Origin of the sequence: Streptomyces sp. NPDC127595, from assembly GCF_042671685.1 — a bacterium.
Classification (GTDB): Bacteria; Actinomycetota; Actinomycetes; order Streptomycetales; family Streptomycetaceae; genus Streptomyces.
Window position 1 is genome coordinate 579,535 of the sequence record NZ_JBHXWK010000006.1, and the last position, 23,908, is coordinate 603,442.

General features: G+C 68.6%; 22 protein-coding genes and 1 pseudogene. 17 read left to right on the forward strand and 6 right to left on the reverse strand.

Going from position 1 to position 23,908, the window contains the following annotated elements; all coding sequences use genetic code 11:
• Positions 1-324 precede the first annotated feature (324 nt).
• The 3 genes from ACFVKT_RS22590 to ACFVKT_RS22600 all read left to right on the forward strand — a co-directional run bounded on the left by ACFVKT_RS22590 (position 325) and on the right by ACFVKT_RS22600 (position 3,687).
• On the forward strand, positions 325-1,323 hold the full coding sequence (locus ACFVKT_RS22590) for a hypothetical protein (protein ID WP_385734144.1): 999 nt from the start codon (positions 325-327) through the stop codon (positions 1,321-1,323).
• On the forward strand, positions 1,320-2,684 hold the full coding sequence (locus ACFVKT_RS22595) for a cytochrome P450 (protein WP_385734146.1): 1,365 nt from the start codon (positions 1,320-1,322) through the stop codon (positions 2,682-2,684). The genes ACFVKT_RS22590 and ACFVKT_RS22595 overlap by 4 nt, the downstream gene beginning before the upstream one ends.
• A 256-nt stretch (positions 2,685-2,940) precedes the next feature.
• On the forward strand, positions 2,941-3,687 hold the full coding sequence (locus tag ACFVKT_RS22600) for an SAM-dependent methyltransferase (RefSeq protein WP_385734148.1): 747 nt from the start codon (positions 2,941-2,943) through the stop codon (positions 3,685-3,687).
• 92 nt (positions 3,688-3,779) lie between these two features.
• Here the strand turns inward: ACFVKT_RS22600 and ACFVKT_RS22605 are convergent, their stop codons facing one another.
• From ACFVKT_RS22605 to ACFVKT_RS22615, 3 genes are read right to left on the reverse strand one after another with little or no spacing between them, the layout of a single operon-like run.
• Positions 3,780-4,223, reverse strand: coding sequence for a type II toxin-antitoxin system VapC family toxin (locus ACFVKT_RS22605; RefSeq protein WP_385734150.1), 444 nt, complete (start codon positions 4,221-4,223; stop codon positions 3,780-3,782).
• Positions 4,213-4,452, reverse strand: a complete 240-nt coding sequence (locus ACFVKT_RS22610; protein ID WP_385734152.1) for an AbrB/MazE/SpoVT family DNA-binding domain-containing protein — start codon at positions 4,450-4,452, stop codon at positions 4,213-4,215. The genes ACFVKT_RS22605 and ACFVKT_RS22610 overlap by 11 nt, the downstream gene beginning before the upstream one ends.
• A gap of 48 nt (positions 4,453-4,500) precedes the next feature.
• Complete coding sequence (locus tag ACFVKT_RS22615) at positions 4,501-4,941, reverse strand: ATP-binding protein (protein ID WP_385734154.1); 441 nt, start codon at positions 4,939-4,941, stop codon at positions 4,501-4,503.
• 205 nt (positions 4,942-5,146) lie between these two features.
• Here ACFVKT_RS22615 and ACFVKT_RS22620 point away from each other — a divergent pair, with 205 nt between their 5' ends.
• The 5 genes from ACFVKT_RS22620 to ACFVKT_RS22640 all read left to right on the forward strand — a co-directional run bounded on the left by ACFVKT_RS22620 (position 5,147) and on the right by ACFVKT_RS22640 (position 11,075).
• Entirely contained in the window at positions 5,147-5,992 is an 846-nt protein-coding gene (locus ACFVKT_RS22620) for a helix-turn-helix domain-containing protein (RefSeq protein ID WP_385734156.1), read from the forward strand.
• A gap of 11 nt (positions 5,993-6,003) precedes the next feature.
• Complete coding sequence (locus ACFVKT_RS22625; RefSeq protein ID WP_385734158.1) at positions 6,004-6,192, forward strand: DUF397 domain-containing protein; 189 nt, start codon at positions 6,004-6,006, stop codon at positions 6,190-6,192.
• Positions 6,185-6,430: a DUF397 domain-containing protein gene (locus ACFVKT_RS22630; protein WP_385734160.1), complete on the forward strand. Its 246-nt coding sequence runs from the start codon at positions 6,185-6,187 to the stop codon at positions 6,428-6,430. Before ACFVKT_RS22625 ends, ACFVKT_RS22630 begins: the two co-directional genes overlap by 8 nt.
• Positions 6,424-7,329: a class A beta-lactamase gene (gene bla / locus ACFVKT_RS22635; protein WP_385734243.1), complete on the forward strand. Its 906-nt coding sequence runs from the start codon at positions 6,424-6,426 to the stop codon at positions 7,327-7,329. Before ACFVKT_RS22630 ends, bla begins: the two co-directional genes overlap by 7 nt.
• A gap of 1,541 nt (positions 7,330-8,870) precedes the next feature.
• Positions 8,871-11,075, forward strand: a complete 2,205-nt coding sequence (locus tag ACFVKT_RS22640) for an MMPL family transporter (RefSeq protein WP_385734245.1) — start codon at positions 8,871-8,873, stop codon at positions 11,073-11,075.
• 1 nt (position 11,076) lies between these two features.
• Here ACFVKT_RS22640 and ACFVKT_RS22645 read toward each other — a convergent pair whose 3' ends face one another.
• The gene (locus ACFVKT_RS22645) at positions 11,077-11,763 is read right to left on the reverse strand and encodes an SRPBCC family protein (RefSeq protein ID WP_385734162.1); all 687 of its coding nucleotides are present in this window, start codon (positions 11,761-11,763) and stop codon (positions 11,077-11,079) included.
• A gap of 90 nt (positions 11,764-11,853) precedes the next feature.
• Positions 11,854-12,207 (reverse strand): ArsR/SmtB family transcription factor, encoded by a 354-nt coding sequence (locus ACFVKT_RS22650; protein WP_385734164.1) that lies wholly within the window; start codon positions 12,205-12,207, stop codon positions 11,854-11,856.
• A 380-nt stretch (positions 12,208-12,587) separates the two neighbouring features.
• Here ACFVKT_RS22650 and ACFVKT_RS22655 point away from each other — a divergent pair, with 380 nt between their 5' ends.
• From ACFVKT_RS22655 to ACFVKT_RS22685, 7 genes are all read left to right on the forward strand, one after another.
• Positions 12,588-13,865 carry a peptidase S8 gene (locus ACFVKT_RS22655; protein WP_385734166.1) on the forward strand — a complete coding sequence of 426 codons (1,278 nt, stop codon included), beginning with the start codon at positions 12,588-12,590 and terminating at the stop codon, positions 13,863-13,865.
• A gap of 466 nt (positions 13,866-14,331) precedes the next feature.
• Positions 14,332-14,640 carry a hypothetical protein gene (locus ACFVKT_RS22660; protein WP_266459173.1) on the forward strand — a complete coding sequence of 103 codons (309 nt, stop codon included), beginning with the start codon at positions 14,332-14,334 and terminating at the stop codon, positions 14,638-14,640.
• Positions 14,641-14,834: 194 nt separating this feature from the next.
• Positions 14,835-15,686: a hypothetical protein gene (locus ACFVKT_RS22665; protein WP_385734168.1), complete on the forward strand. Its 852-nt coding sequence runs from the start codon at positions 14,835-14,837 to the stop codon at positions 15,684-15,686.
• The gene (locus ACFVKT_RS22670; RefSeq protein ID WP_385734170.1) at positions 15,676-16,992 is read left to right on the forward strand and encodes a hypothetical protein; all 1,317 of its coding nucleotides are present in this window, start codon (positions 15,676-15,678) and stop codon (positions 16,990-16,992) included. Before ACFVKT_RS22665 ends, ACFVKT_RS22670 begins: the two co-directional genes overlap by 11 nt.
• On the forward strand, positions 16,989-18,548 hold the full coding sequence (locus tag ACFVKT_RS22675) for an SCO6880 family protein (RefSeq protein WP_385734172.1): 1,560 nt from the start codon (positions 16,989-16,991) through the stop codon (positions 18,546-18,548). Before ACFVKT_RS22670 ends, ACFVKT_RS22675 begins: the two co-directional genes overlap by 4 nt.
• A gap of 31 nt (positions 18,549-18,579) precedes the next feature.
• On the forward strand, positions 18,580-20,004 hold the full coding sequence (locus tag ACFVKT_RS22680; RefSeq protein WP_385734174.1) for an ATP-binding protein: 1,425 nt from the start codon (positions 18,580-18,582) through the stop codon (positions 20,002-20,004).
• Between the two features lie 15 nt (positions 20,005-20,019).
• Complete coding sequence (locus ACFVKT_RS22685) at positions 20,020-21,573, forward strand: type VI secretion protein (protein WP_385734176.1); 1,554 nt, start codon at positions 20,020-20,022, stop codon at positions 21,571-21,573.
• 36 nt (positions 21,574-21,609) lie between these two features.
• Here ACFVKT_RS22685 and ACFVKT_RS22690 read toward each other — a convergent pair whose 3' ends face one another.
• Positions 21,610-22,188 (reverse strand): GNAT family N-acetyltransferase, encoded by a 579-nt coding sequence (locus tag ACFVKT_RS22690; protein ID WP_385734178.1) that lies wholly within the window; start codon positions 22,186-22,188, stop codon positions 21,610-21,612.
• Between the two features lie 170 nt (positions 22,189-22,358).
• Here ACFVKT_RS22690 and ACFVKT_RS22695 point away from each other — a divergent pair, with 170 nt between their 5' ends.
• Positions 22,359-23,120, forward strand: a complete 762-nt coding sequence (locus ACFVKT_RS22695) for a CDP-alcohol phosphatidyltransferase family protein (protein WP_385734180.1) — start codon at positions 22,359-22,361, stop codon at positions 23,118-23,120.
• A 42-nt stretch (positions 23,121-23,162) separates the two neighbouring features.
• Positions 23,163-23,684 (forward strand): annotated as a pseudogene (locus ACFVKT_RS22700) (ATP-binding cassette domain-containing protein); the annotation flags it as partial.
• Between the last annotated feature and the right edge of the window lie 224 nt (positions 23,685-23,908).

Consider the following 23,908-nt stretch of genomic DNA (forward strand, 5'->3'; position numbering starts at 1 on the left):
CGAGGTCAGTGTAGAGGCGGTCACTGTGCGACGTGATGATCACACGCAAAGACAAGCCACACCTGTCGGCGCGGGGGGCGGGGGCGTGGGCGGGGCGACAGCTCGACCGCGGCGGTCGTATTTCGCCACCAGTCGATTCTTACCATTCGGCTATCAACTTCTAACGGTAGTGATCTCTCACTTAATGAAAGACCCATTGTGGCGGTTCGTGACGCCGTGTGACCATCAGGACGTCGGAACGGCGTTGCCGAAATACGCCTCCGCAAAGTCGATCCCTCCATCCTCGTCCCCCCCCCCACTGGCACGCGACACGTGTGGAGAACCATGCAAGGAAAACTGCGGGCCCCCCTCACCCTGCCCCCGCTGAGTTACCCGTTCCAGTCAGAGATCAGCCCGTACGCCAACGAGATCGACGCACAAGCCATCGACTGGGCCGGGCAGATGAACATCCTCGACTCCGCGATGACCGCCGAGTACGCAGGGCTGCGCGTCGGGCGCTTAGCCGGGCGGACCAGCCCGCGCAGCGGACCGGTCGGCCTCCAGCTGCTCGCGGACTGGCAGTTGTGGCTCTTCGCCTTCGACGACGCCTTCTGCGACGAGTCCTCCACGGGCGAGGATCCCGAACTGCTCGCCCGGACCGTCGTGGACTACCTGCGCGTCATCGAGGACCCCGGCCAAGTGCCCGACCCCGCCGATCCGTTCATGGGAGCACTGGCCGATCTCAGGGACCGCATCCTCGCCCGCTCGGCACCCATGCAGTGGATGCGCTTCGTGCACTCGGTCACCGGCTACTTCCTCGCCCAGTGCTGGGAGGCAGCGAACCGAAGCCGGCAGACCGCTCCGACGCTGGTGGAGTACGTCCACATGCGTCGCCACAGCGGCGCCGTCCCCACCTGCATGGCTCTCATCGACGTGGCGGGAGGGTTCGTGCTGCCGCAGGAGGACTTCGCGAACCCGCATGTGATGTCGCTGGCCCAGCAGGCCACGAACATCGCGTGCTGGGCCAACGACATCCTTTCCTACCCCAAGGAAGTGGCCCGCAGCCGCAGCGTGCACAGCCTGCCTCCCATTCTCTCCACCCAGTACGGCATCGACATGCCCGAGGCGCTGCACCGCGCGGGTCAGATGCACGACCACGCGGTGCGCCAGTACCTGGAACAGGAGGCCGCCGCCCGCGCTCAGGCCAGTCCGCAACTGCACCGCTATCTCGACGACCTGAGGTTCTGGATGACAGGCAACCTCGACTGGTCCCTGGAGACGCGCCGTTACAACGCCGTCGACTTCAACGCCGTGGACGCTCTCGACGAAGTGAGGCCCGCATGACCGGCATGACCGCGACCACGGCCGTCCCCACCGCCCCGGGACGCCTCCCCCTGATCGGCCATGCCGTACCCCTCCAGCGGAACCCCCTTCAGTTCCTGGCCCGGCTGGGCGAACTCGGCCCCGTCGTCAAACTCCACCTCGGGCCGCTGCCCGTGTACGTGGTCACCCGGCCCGAAATCCTGCACGAAATCCTCGTCACCAAGGCCGACAGCTTCGAAAAGGGCCAACTCTTCGACAAGGCACGGCACTTCCTCGGCGACGGCATCATGACGTCCGGCGGTGCATTCCATCGCCGCCAGCGCCGCCTCCTGCAGCCCGCATTCCACCGGCAGAAGATCAACCACTACTTCACGGCGATGGACGAAAAGGCCCAGGAGCTCGCGGAGAGCTGGAAACCCGGACAGCCGGTCGAGCTCATGAGGTGTCTTGACGAGCTCGCGCTGGCCATCGTCACCGCCACTCTCTTCACCACCGACCTCGGCCGGCAGGCGGTCGACGAGATCCAGAAAAGCCTGCCGATCGTGGTGGACGGCGTCACCTGGCGGACCCTCTTCCCCGTCGACGGCCTGCACCGCCTCCCCACTCCCGCGAACCGGCGCTTCAACAACGCCCACGAGCGGATCCGCGAGGTCATCGACCAGGTGATCACCGCGTACCGCACCGACGGAACCGACCACGACGACCTCCTCTCCCTGGTCCTCGCCGCCCGCGACGCCGAAACCGGCCAGGGCATGACCGACCTCCAAGTCCGCGACGAGCTGGTCACGTTGATGCTCGCCGGTGCCGAGACCGTGGGCAGTTCCATCGGCTCGGTCCTGTACGAACTCGGTCGCCACCCGGACGTACAGGCCCGCGTACACGCCGAACTGGACCGCGTACTCCAGGGACGTCCGATCACCGCCGAGGATCTCCCGAAACTCGAGTACACCGGCCGCGTACTGACCGAGTCCCTGCGCCTGCACGCCCCCACATGGCTCCTGATGCGACGTACCAGGACCGACGTCACGCTGGGCACCACTCAACTGCCCGCCGGCAGCGAGGTCCTGTTCAGCATCTCGACCCTGCATCGCGATCCCGCCGTCTACGACGACCCGCTCGCCTTCGATCCGGACCGCTGGCTGCGGATCTCGGTCAAGGACCTCCCCCGCGGCGCCTACCTCCCGTTCGGAGAGGGCAACCGCCAGTGCATCGGCAACACGTTCGCCTGGATGGAGATGACCGTCGTCCTCGCCGCGATCCTGTCCCGCTGGAACCTGACCCCGGCACCGGGCCCGGCCCCCAAGCACCTCTACCGCGTGATCTCCCGCCTGGACCACGTCACCATGACCCTCACCCCGCATACGGCGCCTGCAAAGGACTGAGCCGACCGAGGGCGGAGACCGGCACGCGCACAGGCGCCGCCTCTCCGCCTCCGCGTTTTCCGGGAGTACGTCCATCGGTTGCGCCGGAGCCGATAACCGATGGACGTGACCGGCCCGACGGTCCTAACCTCGCCCGGTCCAGGCGTTGCTGCTTTTGATGAGGTGCTTTTGATGACGGTCCAGACAGCCGCGGCCAACTCCCACCGGCCGTGTAAGGCACCCATTCCTACCGCCTTGGACCGAAGGAACCCCAGAAGTGGATCTCCCACGTAGCTTCACCATCCGCGAGAGCGGCCATCGCATCCACAACCCGTTCACCAGCGAGAAGCTGGCAGCCCTGGGCCGAGCGCTCAGCCCGCCGCCGGGCACCCGCATGCTCGATCTCGCCTGCGGTTCGGGCGAGATGCTCTGCACCTGGGCGCGGGACCACCAGGTCACCGGCACCGGCGTGGACATCAGCACGGTGTTTCTCGCGGGCGCCCGCGCCCGGGCCGTCGAGCTGGGCGTCGCCGACCGCGTGAGCTTCACGCACGGAGACGCGTCGGACCACGTCGCCGACGAACCGGTCGGGATCGCCGCGTGCCTGGGCGCCACCTGGATCGGCGGCGGCGCGGCCGGCACCGTCGAACTCCTCCGGCGCAGCCTCGCCCCCGGCGGCACGATCCTGATCGGCGAGCCGTACTGGCGCCTCGATCCCCCGGACCAGACCACCGTCGAGGCCTGCCATGCCTCCGCGAGGGATGACTTCCTCCCCCTACCTGACCTGCTCGAACAGTTCGGCGAACTCGGCTGCGACGTGGTCGAGATGGTCCTCGCCGACCAGGACAGCTGGGACCGCTATGCGGCCGCCCAGTGGCTCAGCATCCGCCGCTGGCTGGACGACAACCCCGACGACGACCTCGCCCCCGAAATGCGCGAGGAACTCACCACCGCCCCCGCCCGCCACGCCCGCTACCAACGCGAGTACCTGGGCTGGGGCGTCTTCGCCCTGATGAACCGCTGACGCACCCTCAGTGAGCCCCGGCGCCACGGTGCCGGGGCTCACCCGACAACCTGAATCCACGCCCGTGCTCGGTGTCTTCCCTCAGTGGGACGTCAGCCCGGGTGGATCAGCTCGATCCTCGGGAAATACGTCCGGTATCGCGCGGCGTCCCGGGTGAGCAGCCGGAATCCGGCGACGGCCGCGTGCGCGCCGATGTAGAAGTCGGGCAGCGGAGAACGCTTCTGCCCGCCGTTGTTCCGGTACCTCCGGAACGCCTTGCCCGCCAGGAACGCGGCGCTCCACGGCATGGGGTGGCGCTCGTAGTCGTCCCCCAGCATGGCTTCGAGAGCATCCAGCGTGTCGTACCCCACCGAGATCTCCGCGTAGACGAGGGGGTTGATGACGAGGAGCCCCTCGTCCCTGGCCTCCGCCAGCCGCTCGGCCGACCACTGCGACCACTTCGGATCGTTCTTCACGATGTCGAGAATGACGCACGAGTCCACCAGCGTCCTTGGCCTCCGATCGTCCCCGGCTACGGTCAGCCGGTCATTCACCACGCAGCAACTCCATGATCTCGTCGGTGGTCATGCCCTCGACGTCCTTGCTGTTCGCAGTTCCTCGCATCCGCTGGACCATGCGCTGCCCAGCCGTCGGCGCCGACTCCGACCGGACGATACGGAGGGCTCCATCCACCTCTATGACGTCGACCTCGTCCCCCTCCCGCAGGTGGAACTTCGCACGGAGCGCGGCAGGGATCGTGACCTGGCCCTTGCTGTTGAGAAGCATCGGCTTCCTCCATTCCCGTCCACCTCGGAGTGCTACGTAATACGCGTGTCACGTAATACTACCCCCACACTCCGCCCACAGCAGCTTCCCGCCCTTCGAGGCCCCGAGCTCCCGCAGCACGGACACACCCCACGCGTCCGCACAGGCCCGCACGAGGTGCAGGCCACGGCCGTGTTCGGCTTCCTCCGGGGGTACGAGTACAGGGGCGCCCTTCTCCGAGAAGCCCGGCGGGACGGTCGGATCGGTGTCCCAGACCGCGATACGGAGCCGGTCGGGTTCAGCGGCGAACAGGCGCAGGGCGTACGGGCCCCGGGTGTGCAGATGAGCGTTGGTCAGCAGCTCGGAGGCCAACAGTTCGGCGGTGGGCGTGAGTTCGGTGAGGTCGTGCGCGGTGAGGATGGTCCGGAGGGTGGCCCGTGCGATACCGGGGGCACGGGGATCGTGCGGGAGTTGAAGGGTGTAGGCCCAGGACGGGGATACGGTTGCCATCGGAAGTCTCCGATCACGGAGTGGAGTTGGGTGGTGTCGTTACGTTGCCCAGTGACCATGGCCGCTCCGTCGAGCGGGGTGCTTCTGGGGCGGGGACCCAGGTACTAAAGTAGTGGGCGAACAGTGCACCCATTCACTGGTTTCGAGGAATTCCATGCACTGCCACTCGTGTGAGTGACAGTGCATCAAGAAGGCGGAGAAGTCCTTGAGGAGTAACCCGACGGGTCGGCAACTCCGGTTCGGCGCGGAGCTGCGCAAACTCCGGGAGCGCGCAGGCCTGACTGCCACCGAGGCCGGTCAACTCATGGGTATCAAGCAAACTCAGGTCAGCAACACGGAAGCTGGGCGCGTTGGAGTGAGCGCCGAACGGGTGCGCACTCTCGCCTGCCATTACGACTGCTCCGACAAGGCCCTTATCGAGGCTCTCAGCGACATGACCACCGAGCGGTCGCGAGGTTGGTGGGAGGAGTACCGCGAGATCCTGCCGGGCGGGCTGATCGACCTGGCCGAGATGGAGCACCACGCGACGCGACTGCGCGCCGGGATCACGGCGCACATTCCTGGCCTGCTCCAGATCCACGATCACGCCCGCGAGGTCATCCGCCAGGTCGTTCCGGAACTCTCGCCCCCTGACATCGAGCACCGTCTCTCGTTCCGGATCAAGCGCCAGACCGTCCTCTTCAAGGACTCCCCCACCCCGTACCAGGCGGTCATCCATGAAGCCGCCCTGCGGATGCAGTTCGGCGGGCCCGCCATCACAAGGAAGCAGCTGCAGCACATCCTCGACATGGGCGAGCGAGCCCACATCACGGTGCAGGTCATCCCATTCGCTGCGGGCGCCTACCCCGGATCGGGTCAGTCGATCCTGTACGCCCATGGCCCCGTGCCGCAGCTCGACACAGTGCACCTCGACCAGTCCCATGGCTCCGCGCTGATCGACGCCGAAGCACAGCTCGACAAGTACCGCGTACTACTGGAGCGCATGGAGGCCACAGCCCTCACGCCCAATGCGTCACGCGACCTCATACACGCCATCGTTCAGGACCTGTGAAGGGAACCGAGATGCCCAGCGACACCTGGCAGAAGTCCTCGTACTGCGGAGAGGGCGAGGCCTGCATACATGTCACCGGATCCGAATCGATCCATCTCACGGAGACCAGCGACCCCACCGAATCCATACTCACCGCCACCCCCGCCACCTTCCGCACCCTCCTCCACACCCTCAAGGACAAGGAACCGCTCCGTGGCTGACATCCCTCCGGACCTGGACTGGATCCGCGCCGCACCTGACGACGCGACGGGCCCCGGCCCCTGGATCGAGCTCGCCTTCGGCGAGAACGACTTGGTCTACATCCGTGAAACCAGTGACCCCACGAACATCGTCACTACTACGCAGAAGAAGTGGGACGCATTCGTACTGGGCGTACAGGCAGGCGAGTTCGACCACTTCGTTGAGGGAGTAGAGGAACTGGAGGAAGAAAAATCCTAGGTACGACGACAACACGCCGCACCCTGCTCACCGCGACCGCCGCAACAACCGCACTCGCGCTCGCAGGGAACCCGGCGCAAGCAGCCCCCCGTACCCGCAACACCGCGCACACCCGCCTGCGGGAGCTGGAAGAGCAACACGGCGCCAGGGTCGGCGCCTTCGCGTACAACCTCCGTACAAAGGCGACCGTGCGGTATCGGGCGTCGGAGCTTTTCCCGATGTGTTCGGTGTTCAAGACGCTGGCGGTCGCGGCGGTGCTGCGGGACCTGGACCGGCACGGGGAGACGCTCGCCAGGCGGATCCACTACACGGCCGAGTACGTGAAGGCGGCCGGGGGCGGCGCGGTGACCGTCAAGCCGGAGAACATCGCCTCCGGCCTGACCGTCGAGGAACTGTGCGACGCGGCGATCCGCTTCAGCGACAACGCCGCCGCCAATCTCCTGCTCCACGAACTCGGCGGCCCCACGGCGGTGACCCGCTTCAGCCGGTCACTCGGGGACCCGAAAACCCGCCTGGACCGCTGGGAACCGGCCCTCAACTCGGCGGAACCAGGGCGGTTGGAGGACACGACCACCCCGGGTGCCATCGCCCGTACGTACGCGCACCTCGTACTAGGCAACGCTCTCGACAACGCGGACCGCACCCGCCTGACGACCTGGCTCCTTGGCAACACGACCGGCGGTGAACGCCTGCGCAAGGGCCTGCCCCAGGACTGGACAGTCGGCGACAAGACAGGCACGGGCCAGCACGGGACGGCCAACGACGTGGGCATCGCCTGGACCCCGGACGGCACCCCCGTCGTAGTGGCCGTACTGACCACCAAGCCCGACCCGACCGCCACCGCTGACAACCCACTGGTCGCGAAGACAGCCACGGTCCTAGCGGATGCTGTGAGCTGACGCGGGCGGCTGGGCTGGTTTGGCCGGGCGTTGGTTGTGTGGTGGGCGTGGGGCCGCCCGCTTCTTGGTCAGTGTCGTGCTTGCGCGGTCCGAGTAAAGGGCGCTCCAGCACGCGGGCGGCCTGGGGGTGAGGGGTCCCCGAGGTGGGCTTGAGGTGCTGTGGGTGGGGAGTTGCCCGGGGTGGGTGGAGCGCGGCCGCACCTCGCCAGCACGCCGGGCAGGCATAGCGGCGAACGGCCGGTGAGCGGTTGCGGCAGCGCACCCACCCCGGCGGGGGCACGCCGGGCAGGCATAGCGACGACCGGCCGGTGGGCGGTTGCGCGAGCGCACCCACCGGGTCCGCCGACTCGGCAGTTGGCCGGAGGGGGTGGGGCGCGGCCGGGCCGCGTCAGCACGCCGGGCCGGCCCAGCGGCAGACGGCCAGTGGGGTGGTTGCGGCAGCGCACCCACCCCGGCGGGGGCACGCCGGGCAGGCATAGCGACGACCGGCCGGTGGGCGGTTGACTGTCGACGGCTGGCGGCTGGCGGCTGGCGGCTGGCGGCTGGCGGCTGGCGGCTGGCGGCTGGCGGTCGAGGGTTGGCTGTTGGCCAATTGGGCCCTGAGTCTCAGGGACCGTCCTCGCGGTCTGGGGTCTTTGCTGATCTGGATGGGCCCCAGGCGACGATTGCCGATTGCCGATCACCGGTGGCCCGCGAGCCCCACGAGCCAGGAGCCGCATCTTTCCACCCCATCCACCTATGTCGATGTGACCGGACGGAACCGGGCGCGATCGACCCCCGCCCCAGCGCACCTCTATCGGCCGGGGAATCGGTGATGGGGCGTGATTGGCAGATTTATCCCAGGCGTAGGTCGCTTGACCTCGGTCTTTCCTGCCTCCTCATGGGACAGATCTGCCAATCGTGTGTCTGCGTGGGAGGGGAGGGGTGAGTGGGGGGCTTGCGACCGGGGAGGTCGGAGACCGAGCCGGACCCCTACGCAAGGGACCGCTAGCGGCCGGTCGCCGCTATGCCTGCCCGGCGTGCCCCCGCCGGGGTGGGTGCGCTCGCGCAACCGCCCACCGGCCGGTCGCCGCTATGCCTGCCCGGCGTGCCCCCGCCGGGGCGGGTGCGCTGCCGCAACCGCTCACCGGCCGTTCGCCGCTATGCCTGCCCGGCGTGCCGGCGAGGTGCGGCCGCGCTCCACCCACCCCGGGCAACTCCCCACCCACAGCACCTCAAGCCCACCTCGGGGACCCCTCACCCCCAGGCCGCTCGCTCGCTTCTCTCCCGTGCTGGAGCGGGCCGAGTCAAGGGTGGAGCGCAGCGCAATCGGCGCAGCCGACGCGCAGCGCAGCGGAGCGCCCTTTACTCGGACCGCGCAAGCACGACACTGACCAAGAAGCGGGCGGCCCCACGCCCACCACACAACCAACGCCCGGCCAAACCAGCCCAGCCGCCCGCTCTCCCCCACCCGCCCCAACAGGACACCCCGATCAGCGCGACGTCTAATGGAAGTGACGGAACGTCTCCGCTGGGAGTGGTGGGAGCGCTGGGAGCGACCCATGCGACTGCGTCGGCTGGGTGAATGGTGTGCGCGGCACTTCGTGACCGTCATCGTGTTGTGGCTGGCCGCTCTCGTCGCACTGCAGATGCTCAACCGTTCGTTCGGCGGGGAGTACGAGGACAACTTCTCGTTGCCGGGAGTCCAGTCGCAGCAGGGCCTGGACGTCCTGAAGACGCACGATCCGGCGGCCGGCGGCTACAGCAGCCAGATCGTGCTCCAGGACAAGACCAAACCGCTGACCGACGTGGACTCGCAGATGTCGCAGACGGTCGGCGAGCTTCAGAAGCTGCCGCACGTCCTCGCCGTGCAGAACCCGTTGCAGTCCTCCTCAGCAGAATCAGGACAGTCGACGCAATCGTCGGCACAGGATGTCGGCCCCCTCTCCTCCGACTCCAAGACCGCCTACATCACCGTCCGCTTCGACGTACAGCCCTCCACCCTCGGTGACGGCTATCTCGGCGGCGTGGACAACTCGGTGCAGCCGTTGCGCGCGGCCGGTGTCGACGTCGAATACGGCGGGCCGCTGGGCGAGTTGGCCAGGCCCGAGGCGGACGACCGGGTCAGTGAGCTGATCGGGTTCGCGGTGGCGATCGTCGTGCTGCTTGTCGGGTTCGGGAGTGTGATCGCCGCGGGCATCCCGTTGCTCACCGCGTTGATCAGCGTGATCGGGGGGCTGGCCTGCCTCGGGCTGCTGGCGTCCGCGTTCACCTTCGCCACCGTCTCGCCCACCCTGGCCACGATGATCGGGCTCGGCGTCGGTATCGACTACGCGCTGTTCCTGATCACCCGGCACCGGCAGAACCTCATGGACGGGGCCGATCCCGTGGAGGCGGCCGGTCGCGCGACCGCCACCAGCGGGCGGGCCGTCCTCGTCTCCGGCTGCACGGTGATCATCGCCCTGGCGGGTCTTTCGGTCTCCGGCGTCTCGTTCATCGGCCTGCTGGGCGTGGCCGCGGCCGTCACCGTGGTCTCCGCGGTGCTGGGCGCCCTCACCCTCGTACCGGCGATCCTCGGCCTCATCGGCAAACGCATCGACCGCTACCACGTACGCCGCCCCGTCGCCGAGACGGACGCCGAACCCGGCGCCCCCGCGCACGGCACCTGGCACCGGTACGCGCAGCGCGTGGAGCGGCGGCCGTGGTGGTTCCTGGCCGGCGGAGTCGTCGTCGTACTCGTGCTGGCGATCCCCGTGCTGTCCATCCAGCTCGGCCACATCGGGGACGGCGCGGACCCGAAGTCGTTCACGGACCGGCGGGCGTACGACATCATGGCGCAGTCCTTCGGCCCGGGATCGAACGGTCCCCTGACGGTCGTCATCGACCAGACCGACGTGCCCTCCGACCAGCGCTCCGCCCTCTCCTCCCAGGCGCAGAAGGAACTCACGGATGTGGCGGGCGCGGCCACCGTCACCCCGCTCACAACGACGAAGGACGGAGACGTGCTGGTCGGCACGGTGTACTCGAAGGCGGCCCCGCAGAGCGCCACGACCACCGACCTCACCAACCGCCTGGTCGACGAGACCCTCCCCCAGGCAGTCTCCGGGACGCAGGCCGACGGCTATGTGACCGGCACGACCGCCGCGCAGGTCGACTTCCGCGACATCGTCGCCAGCCGCCTCCCCCTGATCATCGGGGTCGTCGTCGCCCTCGCCTTCCTGATCATCCTCATCGTCTTCCGCGGCCTGCTGGTGGCCCTGAAGGCCGCCGTCCTCAACGTGCTCTCGATCGCCGCGTCGTACGGCGTCGTCGTCGCCGTCTTCCAATGGGGCTGGGGCGGGCCCGCGTTGGGCGTCGAGGGCAAGGTGCCGATCGAGAGCTATGTGCCGATGATGATGTTCGCGATCATCTTCGGACTGAGCATGGACTACGAGATCTTCCTGCTCTCCCGCGTCCACGAGGCCTGGCTGCGCACCGGCGACGCGAAGGCGAGCGTCGCGCACGCCCTGGAGATCACCGCCCGCGTGATCACCTGTGCCGCCCTGATCATGGTGAGCGTCTTCGCCGCGTTCGTGGTCAGCGACAACGTCGTGGTCAAGATGCTCGGACTCGGGCTGGCCGTGAGTGTGCTGATCGACGCGACCGTCGTACGACTGCTGCTGGTGCCGGCGGTCATGACGCTGCTGGGCCGCCATGCCTGGTGGACACCCCACTGGCTCGACCGTCTCCTCCCGCATGTGGACACGGAGGGGGACAAGGCGGCCTGAGTTACTCGGACTCGGAACCGGACTCGGAACCGGACTCGGACTCGGAACCGGACTCGGACTCCGCCCCGGTGTACGCCGCCGTGGTCCGGTCCGCCGCCGCGCGCGCCCCGGCCGCCTCCGTCCCCGCCGCCACGCTCGCCTCGTACCAGCCCTCGCTGCTCAGCGTCACGTACCGCCGCCCCTCCTCGGACGCCGTCCAGGCCGCGAACTCCTGCGGGTCGACGGCGTTCCCGGACGCCAGGTGCAGGGTGAGGCCGGTGAGCCCCAGGTCCCAGCCGACGCCGACCGCGCCGGGCCCGAACTCCGCCCAGCGTTCGTCGTCGACGTGCGCGATGTGCTGGAGCTCGAAGCGGGTGCCGCCCTCCTCGGCGGGCGTCAGCTTCAGCTCGATCCAGCTGACCTCCCCGCCGTACTCCCAGGTCGCGTGGAAGCCCGACGGCGGTTCGCAGCGCTCGATGGTGCCGCCCGCGTTGCCCTCCAGTTGGTACTTGCCGCCGACGCGGAGGTCGCCGGAGACCGGCAGGAACCAGCGCGGGATCCGCTCGGCGTTGGTGCAGGCGTCCCAGACGTCCTCGACCGTCGAGTCGTACGTCCGGCTCACCGTGACCACACGCGCCTCACCGGCCTCGAAATCACGGGTGCCGACCTGGCGCCGTACGGCATTGATCTGATGGGTGACGTCGATCATTGCGGTCCTCCTCGGACAGTCATTGCGGTCCTCCTCGGACGGTCATGTTGGTCCTCCCCGGACGGTCACTGTGGTCCTCCCCGGATCCGGCTACTCACCGTCGCCGGACTCGCTGCCCAGCCGGCGCTCACGCTTGCCCCGGGCCAACTCCGTGGCCAGGGCGTCCAGATGGGGCGTCCAGAAGCGGCGGAACCGCTCAAGCCATGCGTCGATGTCCCGCAACGGCTCCGAGTTCACCGCGTACAGCCGACGGGTTCCCTCCGGCCGTACTGTCGCGAAACCGTTCTCCCGCAGCACCTTCAGGTGTTGCGAGACCCCGGGCTGCGATATCCCGAACTCCACCGTGATGACCTCACACACCGCCCCGGAACTCATCTCACCGTCGGCGAGCAGCTCCAGAATGCGGCGGCGTACGGGGTCACCGAGGACGTCGAATGCATGCACAGCCTCACTATATCAGCTACCGCTTATATAAGTAGAACGCAATAGATTGCAATCGATGCTGCATCCATGCATCAGCGCTGGCCACCGATGACTTTCCTGTGAGCCGAGTCAAGCCGCCGTCAGCTTCCGGCCATCGAGGCGCCATTGGGCGGTAAGCCGACGGCCTTGGTTCAGTAAGGCGGAAGTCAGGATTCCAGATGCCTCTTGTTGTCACGTACTCAACAAGGGAGGGTCATCCGCGGGCCGATCAAGCCCACCGCCGGGGACACCGGACCGGCGGCGCACCGCACCCGCACCGCCCCTGTCAACCAGTCTCAGGAGGCTGTCCGTTGCTTACCGAAACCCCCAAAAGACCTGCCATACGCGGCAGATGGCGTCGTATGGCCGCAGCAGCCCTCGGCACCGCGGCCCTCGTCCTCGCCGGCTTCGGCACCGCCGCTCCCGCGGGTGCCGCCCAGGCCGTCGCGACCAAGTCCGCCAAGTCCCCCTCCCCAGCGGTGACATGGACCCACGCCTGCGCCACCCCCGCCAAGGGCCAGATGGCCTGTAAGGCCCTCCGCGTCACCGGCGGCACGACCGCATTCCAGAAGGAACAGGCCGCCCGCACGGACGCCGTCACACCCGACGCCGCCGACGCCACGACCCCCTCCGGCTACGGGCCCAGCGACCTCCAGAGCGCATACGGCCTGACCTCCGCCGCCGCGTCCAACGGCTCGGGCGAGACCATCGCGATCGTCGACGCGTACAACGACCCGAACGCCGAGGCGGACCTCGCCAAGTACCGTACGCAGTACGGCCTCTCGGCCTGCACCACCGCCAACGGCTGCTTCAAGAAGGTCAGCCAGACGGGCTCCACGACCTCCCTCCCCACCAGTGACTCGGGCTGGTCCGAGGAGATCTCCCTCGACCTGGACATGGCCAGCGCGATCTGCCCGAACTGCAGCATCCTGCTCGTCGAGGCCACCTCCGCCTCCATGGCCAACCTCGGCAAGTCGGTGAACGAGGCCGTCACCCTGGGCGCGAAGTACGTCTCCAACAGCTACGGCGGCTCCGAGTCCTCCTCCGACTCGACGTACGACACCTCGTACTTCAAGCACACGGGCGTCGCGATCACCGTCAGCGCGGGCGACTCCGGCTACGGCGCCGAATACCCGGCCGCCTCCCAGTACGTGACCGCCGTCGGCGGCACCGCCCTCTCCACGAGTTCCACCAGCCGCGGCTGGAGCGAGAGCGTGTGGGAGACCAGCAGCACCGAGGGCACCGGCTCCGGCTGCTCCGCGTACGACGCCAAGCCCACCTGGCAGACCGACACGGGCTGCACGAAGCGCACCATCGCCGACGTCTCGGCCGTCGCCGACCCGGCGACCGGCGTCTCGGTCTACGACTCGTACGGCATCACGGCAGGCTGGTACACCTTCGGCGGCACCAGCGCCTCCGCCCCGATCATCGCGGGCGTCTACGCCCTCGCCGGCACCCCCTCCACCGGCTCCTACCCCGCGAAGTTCCCGTACACGGCGGCCGGCACCTCGGCCCTCAACGACGTGACCAGCGGCACCAACGGCAGCTGCTCCTCCAGCTACCTCTGCACCGCGAAGTCGGGCTATGACGGCCCGACCGGCTACGGCACCCCGGAGGGAGTCGCGGCCTTCACGGGCTGACCTCAGGGGCAACAGGAGCCGCCGGCACAGGAACGTGGGGTTCACCGGCGGCACAGAGAACGGGCCGCGGCTACCAGCCGCGGCCCGTTTCCGTGTCCCGCAACAACCCGGGATAGCCTTCAGGCTGACAGTCACTCGGCCACACCCCGCGGACGCGCGACCGTCCGCAGTTCATGAGTAGGGGTTAACGACGGAACCACACCACAGGTTCCGCACCGAATTCATTGCCCGGCGTAACCAGCCGTGATACACAGAGTGACCATACGATCCTTCGCATACCGTCCCACACACCCCGTAAGGGATCCCGCGTGGGCCGTCCACGAGGGAACGGCAAGGGATTCGTACGAAACTCGCCAATCAATGACGCCAAGTCGACATCCGACAGCGCCATCGTCAGCGAGAATGGGCCCGACCTCTGCGCACAGGGCAGAGGGTGCAGAACTACCCACTAGGGGCGGTGACTTACATGCTTTTCGCAGCCGAAAAGGGCGACATCACCACAATTATCGGCGGGATCGCTCCGGACTGGGGTCCCTTCGGCAGCCTGGGCAACGAAGCCAAGACGATGGTCCAGGTTGTGATGGCGGTCGCCATCATGCTCTGCCTCGGGATCGCAATCTGGGGCGCGGCCAAGCAGCGCATCGGCGCGACGGCCCTCCGGGACACCTTCAGCGCCGAACAGGGCAAAGGCCTCATCATCGCGGGCCTCACCGGAGTCTTCATCATCGGATCCCTCGGCACGCTGTTCACCATCGTGTACGGCATGGCCGTCTAGGCGGGCCGGGCAGTCCCGGACCTCTCCTCTCCCTCCGACCCACCCGTCCGTCGTGCCCACCGGCTGAGGTTGCGTTTCCCTGATGTCGAGTCACCACACCGCGCCCGCGCGGGAACCAGCACGGCTACCGTCGTACTACGCGTCGTATTACACGGTTCAGCGGTTCAGCGAGAGGTTGAGGGGGCGTACGCGACATGAGTCTCGGTGACGAACCCGGATACGGCGACGGATCTCGCGGTGAGGACGGCGGATACGGCGGCTCCGGCCAGACCCGGACCAGACTCCCCGGCGGTGGCACGGGCGACGTGTACGGGGGTGCCCGCCGCGGACGGTCCTCCTCACGGAGCCTGATCACGGTCGTCGGCGTGGTCGTCCTCCTCATCGCCGCGATCGCCTTCGCGAACCGTGGCGACGACGGCTCCTCCTCCGAGGCAGGGGGCACCGACAACGCCCAGACTTCGCCCACGGCGGCTTCGGGAGAGCGTCCTGTGGAGTCGAAGGAGTCGGGGATTCCTTCGGGGTTCGCGCACAGCGCGGTGGGAGCGGAGTCCGCCGCCGCGAACTACGCCGTGGCGCTGGGCTCGGCCGACATGTTCAACAAGGCCAGGCGTGACCAGATCCTGGCGGCCGTCATCACCCCGTCCAAGGTCGCCGAGTTCCAGGCGTCGCTGGACCAGGCGTACACCCCGCAGCTCAACCAGAACGTCGGTCTGAACGAGGACGGCTCGGCGCCCCAGGGCAGTACGTTCGTCTCGCGTACGAGCCCTCTCGGCACCAAGGTGACCAAGTCGTCCAGCGACACGGCGACCGTCGAGGTGTGGTGCAGCGGTCTCCTCGGCCTCACCGGCGAGAACTCCACCAACCCCGTCACCAGCACCTGGTTCACCATCACTGCCCAGCTGGAGTGGACCGGCGGCGACTGGAAGATCGTGACGCACTCTCAGAAAGAAGGCCCCGCGCCCGTACCGGGCGACGACCGGGCCTCCAGCGCCGACGACATCGCGAAGGCTGTCGAGGAGTACGGAGGGTTCACGTATGCCCGCTAACCATCGCGTACTCAGACTCACCGCCGCCGTCGGGGCCGTGCAGGCCACGGCGTTGCTGCTGGCAACCCGGGCTGCCGCCGCACCCACCCCCTCACCGACGCCGAGCAGTAACCGTTGCGACCTCATCTACGGCGCCGCCAGGGACCTCTGCGAAAGCGACACCGGCACCACCGGCACCAACGACAACCCCCTCACCTCCACCCTCGACCCCCTCTCCTCCCTCGCACAGGGCTGCGCCGACGCCGCCTCGTGGACCATCGACAAGCTCAGCGCGGCCGTCAAGGACACCGCGACCGTCGACTTCACGAACCAGGCGTTCCTCCAGCAGTACGCGGTGGTCTTCGCGGCGTCGACGATCCTGACCCTGGTCCTGTGGCTGCTGGCCGTGTCGAAGAGGGCGGTGCGAGGTGTCCCCCTCACCACCGCGCTCGGGGAAGCGGTCGGGTTCCTGTGGCTGACGGTGCTGGCGTCGGCGTTCACCCCGCTGATCCTCTACACGGTCGTGTCGGCATCGGACGGCGTCACGGAGGTCCTGGCCTCGACGACGGGCAACCAGACGGACACGTTCTTCGGGAACTTCTCCGAGGCGCTGTCCAAAGGCCAGGACATCGGCGGCGGCCCTATCATGCTGATCATCGTGTCGATGGTGTCGATCCTGGCGGCCGGCGTCCTCTATCTGGAACTCGTCATCAGGGCCGCCCTCCTCTACGTGGGCGCCCTGCTCGGCGTCATCGTGTACGCGGGCCTCGTCGACAAGAACCTGTGGGGCCACGTCCGCCGCTGGGCGGGCATCATGATCGCGGTCATCCTGGTCAAACCGGTGATCGTCATCGTGCTGGGCCTGGCCGGCGCGCTGTCCACCTCGGACGGCCCGGACGCGTTCTCCGCCGTCGTCTCGGGCCTGGCGATCATCCTGCTCGCCATCTTCGCGAGCGCGATGATCTACCGCTTCGTACCGGGCTTCGGCGACGATATCGCCAACTCCCGCAACAACCGCATCATGCAGGGCGCCGAGGGCAAGGCCGCCGCCGTCATGAGCTCCCCGGCCACCCTGGTCGCCCAGGGCATCAAGACCCACAGCACCCGCGCCGACAACGGCGGCGGTGGAGGAGGCGGAGGCGGAGGCGGCAACAGCCAGCCCCGCCCCGCCAACCCCGCCTCCGGCGGCGTCGCCGCACACAGCACCCGTACGTCGAACGGAGGCGGCGGATCCGTCCCCTCCGCCGCGCCCCCACCGCGTTCCAGCCCGACGAGCACCCCGCACGCAGGCACCCGCAACAACCGCACGGGAGGTGAAGGGCGTTGACGACCGAGTCCCACGTGTCCCACGTGGTCACGCCCCGCCGTACATATCTGATCGGCCGCGCCCGGCCGAACGCGATCGTCGGCCGGAACCGTGAGTCCGGCGAGATCGCGCTGATCATCGCGGGCGCGTTCCTGGGCATGATGTGCGGCTTGCTCGTCCCGGTGCTGTCCCTGCGGATCGTGCTGCTGATGGGCTTCCCGCTGGTCGCCCTCGCGGCGGTGTACGTCCCCTACAAGCGCCGCACGTTCTACAAGTGGTTCGAGATCAACCGCAGTTACAAGCGGAGCCTGCGCCGCGGAACGGCGTACCGCAGCAGTGTCATGGAGGCCGGCACCCGCATCGAGGGCCGCGAGGTCGAGATCGGACCGCCGCCCGGCATCGGGCGGATCAACTGGCTCGCGGCACCCTTCGGCCCCGACGAGATCGCCGTACTCCTGCACGCCGACCGCCGCACGGTCACCGCCGCGATCGAGATCGAGGGCCCGGGCGTCGGCCTGCGCGACTCCGAGGACCAGGAAGCCCTCGTCGACCGCTTCGGCACCCTCCTCAAGCACGTGGCGAACGGCGACGGCTTCGTCACCCGCATCCAGATGCTCGCCCGCACCCTCCCCGCCGACCCGGACGCCCACGCCAAGGACGTCTCCGTACGCGGCGACGAGCACGCCCCCGGCTGGCTGCAGCAGTCGTACGACCAGCTCCAGTCCATGGTCTCCACGAGCAGCGAGCAGCACCGCGCGTACCTCGTCGCGTGCATGCACTTCAACCGCGAACTGGCCGCCGAGGCACACGCGATGGCCCGCGCGGCGCGTCCGCAGGGCGGCCGCAAGCTGGACCGTGACGCGGGCCTGGCCGTCGTCATGGCGCGCGAGCTGACCGACATCTGCTCCCGCCTCCAGGAAGCCGACATCCGCGTACGACAGCCGCTGGGCCAGGGCCGGCTCTCCTCCCTCGTCCACTCCATGTACGACCCGGACCACCCCATCGACCACATCCAGGCGATGACGAAGCGCAACGCCTGGCCCGCCGAGCTCGACGCCCTGGAGCCCACCTACCTCCAGGCGAAGACCCGCGAGTCCTCCACCCGTGCGCCCTGGTGCCACTCCACGGCCTGGGTGAAGGAGTGGCCGATGACACCGGTCGGCGTCAACTTCCTTGCCCCGCTGCTCGTCCACACCCCGGACGTCATCCGGACCGTGGCCGTCACGATGGACCTCGAACCCACCGAGATCGCCATCGAGCGGATGCTGACGGAGAAGACGAACGACGACGCCGAGGCCAGCCGCGCGGCCAAGATGAACCGCACAGTGGACCCGCGCGACGTCGCCGCCCACGGACGCATGGACCAGCGCGGCGAGGACCTCGCGAGCGGCGCGGCCGGCGTGAACCTCGTCGGCTACATCACGGTCAGCTCCCGCTCCCCCGAGGCCCTCGCCCGCGACAAGCGGACGATCCGCGCCTCGGCCGGCAAGTCGTATCTGAAGCTGGAGTGGTGCGACCGCGAGCACCACCGCGCCTTCGTCAACACACTGCCGTTCGCCACCGGAATCCGCAGGTAGGGGCTGATGTTCTGATGGGGCTGATGCTCTGATGCGGGATCCGCTGTCCACGGCGACCGACGCCTTCACATCCTTCCTCTTCGGCAAGATCGAGACGACCCGGCTCCCGGTCCGCACCTCCACCGGCCAGGCCCAGGCCGTCTACCTGCCGACCGCCGCCCCGGGCCTCGGCGACTCCGGCGTCATCATCGGCCGTGAGGTGTACTCCGGGAAGGGCTACATCTACGACCCCTTCCAGCTCTACGGGCAGCAGCTCCCGGCGCCGCACTGGCTGGTCCTCGGAGAGTCCGGCAACGGCAAGTCGGCGCTGGAGAAGACGTACGTCCTGCGGCAGTTGAGGTTCCGCGACCGGCAGGTCGTCGTGCTCGACGCGCAGGGCGAGGACGGCGTCGGCGAGTGGAACCTCATCGCCGAAGAGCTGGGAATAACCCCCATCCGGCTGGACCCCACCGCCGCCCTGGACATGGGCATCCGGCTCAACCCGCTCGACCCGGCGATCACCACGACCGGGCAGCTCGCGCTGCTCCGGACCATCATCGAGGTCGCCCTTGGCCACGGCCTCGACGAGCGGTCGGGTTTTGCGTTGAAGGTCGCGCACGCCTACGTCAACGAGACGATCGTCGAACGCCAGCCGGTCCTGACCGACATCGTGGAGCAACTGCGCCACCCCGAACCGGAGTCGGCCGAGGCGATGAACGTCGCCATAGACGACGTACGGGCCTGGGGTCTGGACGTGGCCCTGGTCATCGACCGACTGGTGGACGGCGACCTGCGGGGCATGTTCGACGGCCCCACGACGGTGGGCATCGACCTCGACGCGCCCCTCATCGTCTTCGACCTCTCCCACATCGACCGCAACTCCATCGCCATGCCGATCCTGATGGCGATCGTGGGCGTCTGGCTGGAGCACACCTGGATCCGCCCCGACCGGAAGAAGCGCATCTTCCTGGTCGAGGAGGCCTGGCACATCATCAACAGCCCCTTCGTGGCCCAGCTCTTCCAGCGCCTGCTGAAGTTCGGGCGCCGGCTGGGTCTGTCCTTCGTCGCGGTCGTCCACCACCTGTCCGACGTCGTGGACGGGGCGGCGGCCAAGGAGGCCGCCGCGATCCTGAAGATGGCGTCGACGCGAACGATCTACGCCCAGAAGGCCGACGAGGCGAGGGCTACGGGGCGGGTGCTGGGCCTCCCGAGGTGGGCAGTTGAGATCATCCCCACCCTCACCCCCGGCATCGCGGTCTGGGACGTCAACGGCAACGTCCAGGTGGTCAAACACCTGATCACCGAGACCGAACGCCCCCTCGTCTTCACCGACCGCGCCATGACCCAGACCTCCGCCGAACTCATCGCCGACGACGCGCTGCACGCCGCGGAACTGGAGGCGGAGGAGCGCGCGGCAGCCTTCATGGAACAGCACCTCAGCGATCTCGACGGTTCGTCCGAGTCCACGGTGGCGTGAGGACGGTGACGTGAGATGAGACGGGAAGAGCGCGGGCACGGGCGCGCCGAGGAAGGGGGCGTCCCCGACGGGTTGCTGGTCGGGGTACTGGCCTTCCTGCTCGGCATGACGCTGATGGTGTGGACGTCCACGGGGTTCGCGGGACTGTTCTCCCGGGGAGCATGGCCGGACGCCATCACCTTCGCCCGTACGCCCCTTGCCATGCGGCACCTCATCGGGGAGCCGCACGACCTGACGGGGGCGTGGCCGGAGACGCCCGCCGATCAGTTGTCGGGGTGGGGGCTGTTCTGGGGCCTGTTCATCGGGCAGTTGCTGCTGCTGGTGGTGCTGACGGTCTTCGTGATCGGAACGGTGGCGAGGTGGCGGGCGGGGAGGGTGAGACGCGGGGCGAAGGGTGGGTTGCCGACGGCTCCTTTGGCAGCGGAGGGCGAACGGGCGGGTGGGCGCGAAACTGTTCGCGCCGAAGGCGCGGAAACCCCAACGCACCGGCACCCGCCGACGCAAGAGCAACCACGTTTGGCGACGGCTCCTTTGGCAGCGGAGGGTGAACGGACCGGCGGGCGGGAAACCCCCGCGGACACCACAACGCAGCCGCAGGAACAGCCCAATCAGCCGGCCGAGTGGGAGAACCCCCCGCCGAAACCGCCCCGCCTCGTCAGACTGGGCCCCGCCGAAACCCGCCACCCCCACGCCGTCCAGGCAATCCAGGACGCAGAGGGCCCCGCCATGGTCGTCACCTCGAACCCCAGAACCTGGTCGGACACGAAGGACGCCAGGGCCAAGCTCGGCCCCGTCCTCCTCTACGACCCCGCGCACCTGTGCGACACCCCGGCCCGCCTCCACTGGTCGCCCTCGACCGGCTGCGAGGACAAGGCCACCGCAGCGGCAAGGGCGGCAGCCCTGCTCGCCCCCGTACGCCCCACCGCCAAGGTGGACCAGCCCATGGCAGACGTAGCGGAAACGCTCCTGCGCAGCTACCTGCACGCCGCCGCCGTGGAGGGCAAACCCTTCCGCCACGTCCACCGCTGGTCCCAGGGCATGCAGGTACAAGATGCCGTACGAGCCCTCCGTACCAACCCCAAAGCTGCATCCGGAGCCGCGGGCGAACTGGAAGCGGCCCTCACCTCGCACGCCGAACGCCGAGACATCGCACAGGAGTTGACGGCCCGCGCCCTCTCCGCCTTCTCCACGGTCAACGTCCGCGAATCCTGCACCCCAAACCGAAGTGACACCCTCACTCTGGATTCCTTCGTGAACGAAGGGGGCACGCTCTATGTGGTCGGTGAACCCATCGAGGACCCCAGAGCGAATCCCGGCGCGATGCCGCTCCTGACGGCCCTCGCCTCAAGCGTGGTCGAGCGCGGCCGGGGCATGGCCGAACGGTCATCCTCCGGTCGCCTCGACCCACCACTTACCCTCGTCCTGGACGACGTGGCGGCCGTGGCCCCGCTCCCCCAGCTCCCGGACCTCCTGTCCACCGGAGCGACCCGGGGCCTCCCGACCCTGGCCCTCCTCCGCTCCCAGGAGCAGGCCAGGTCCCGCTGGCCGCAGTACGACCTCCCGCTCTAGGACCTGCCCCAGCCGCCGGCGCCTGTCTGACACTCCCTAGGACGGCTCCTGGCCCCGGCTCTCCACCGGCCGAGCGATCACGAACTCCAGATCCCGATCCCCCGAACGCCCTGGCGTCGGCACGATCACCCCGCTCGGCAGAAACCCCGCCTTCCGATAGAACGCCTCGGCCCGCCCGTTCTTCTCGTGCACGAACAGCCGTACGCGCTCGAGCCCGCTCTCCCAGGCCCACTCCAGGGCGGCATCGAAGAGCGCCCCGGTCACCCCGGCCCCACTCCCCCGGTGCTCGGGCCGCACATACACCCCCACCAGATGCCCCTGGCGCCGCTCGACCACGCCTCCGAAGAAGTCCCGCTCCCCGGCCTCCTCCACGAGTACGGCCACGGATCCGTCCCATACCCCACCCTGCCCCACGGCCACGAACTGCCGCCGCTCGGCCCTCCCTTCGGCAGCCCCGGCCGCCCGCTCCCGCCAGAACGCATCGGGCCTGGCAGCGGCCTCCTCGTAGGTCTCCAGGAACGCGAGATGAGCGACGGGGTCCCGCAGCGAGGTGAGCCGCAGCTCCTTCACCTCGGCCCACTCGTCGGAACGTATGGAACGAATCACGTGGTTCATGAAAACCACGGTATTACCTGCCTACGACAGCGCCCACCGGGTTTCCACCCTGCTGACACCCGCCGTCAGCACCCCCGTCATGCTCGTCCCTGTTCGCCGTCAAACTGGACGTCAGACTGACGTGGAAGCCCACGAGCACCCGCCCCCGACTCTCCATGGAGAAGCGCCGCATGCCCAAGGTCCAACTCGACGAACTCCGCAACGTGATCCACCCTCCGGGCAAGCTGGACAGCAGGGCCGAACACTGGGCCGGCCGCCTCTACATGCGCGCACTGTCCCTCCGGGTGACCCGCCTGATCCTCGGCACCCGCGTCTCGCCGAACCAGATCACGGTGGTGATGGTGTTCGCGGGAGTTCTCTCCGGGGCGGCCCTGCTCCTGCCGGGCCTGGGCGGCGCCGTACTCTCCGTCCTCTTCATGCAGCTCTACCTCCTGCTCGACTGCGTGGACGGCGAAGTCGCCCGCTGGCGCAAGCAGTTCAGCCCGCTCGGCGTCTACCTGGACCGCCTCGGCGCCTACCTCGCCGACGCCGCGGTCATGGTGGGCATGGGCCTGCGCGCCGCCGAACTCGGCCTGGACCCCTACCTGGTGGCCGGCCTGGCAGCAGCCATCGGCGTCCTGCTCCTCAAGCCGTCCTCCGACCTGGTCCACGTCGCCCGCTCGGACAGCGGCCTCCAGAAGGCCACCGACCAGTCCGTGGTCCCCCGCTCCACCGGCCTGGCCCGCGCCCGCCGCCTGGCCTCCGCCATCCAACTCCACCGCCTGTGCAACGGCATCGAGGCCACCCTCCTGCTCCTCGCCACCGCAGTCGTCGACACAGCCCTCGGTGACCTGACAGCAACAAAAATCGCCACCGCAGCCATCACAGCGATCATCTGGCTGCTCGTCCCCGCCCACATCATCTCGATCGTCTCGTCGTCCCGCCTCAAGTAGCCGCCCGCAGCCCCTGTGCCGGGGTCCAGGTCATACCCCGGCCACGGGATCCCCCGCAGCCGCGTCCAGCACGTCCTGGACCTGAGCGGCCTGACCGAGGTCGCGAGCCGCCGCGTCAAGGGCTTCTCCCTCGGCATGGGCCAGCGCCTCGGCATCGCGGCCGCCCTGCTCGGCGACCCGGCCATCGTCATCCTCGACGAGCCGGTCAACGGCCTCGATCCCGAGGGCGTGCTGTGGATCCGTACCCTCCTCAAGTCCCTTGCGGCAGAAGGCCGTACAGTTCTCGTCTCCTCGCATCTGATGAGCGAGAGGGCCCTGACCGCCGAGCACCTCGTCATCATCGGCCGCGGCCGGCTGCTGGCCGACACGACGGTCTCCGATTTCGTACGGGACTCCGGCGCTGCCTCCGCCAGGGTCGTCAGCCCCGACGCAGGCACCCTCGCACAGCTCCTCACCCCGCCCGACGTCGACTTCACCAGCCCCACTCCCGGGACCCTGCACGTCCGCGGCACCGAAGCCGAGAAGATCGGCCGAACCGCCGCCGCCCACGGCATCCCCCTCTTCAGGCAGTGATTCTGGCGTATGACACAAAGCTGGTCAGGCCGTCCTGAAAGCACGTCCCGAGAACTCAAAACAGGCCCCGAGAACCCAGGCCACCCTGAAAACAAAAAAGCTCCGGCTCCTGGACTTATCGTCCAGGAGCCGGAGCTCTAAAGATAGTTCGGCGGCGTCCTACTCTCCCACAGGGTCCCCCCTGCAGTACCATCGGCGCTGTGAGGCTTAGCTTC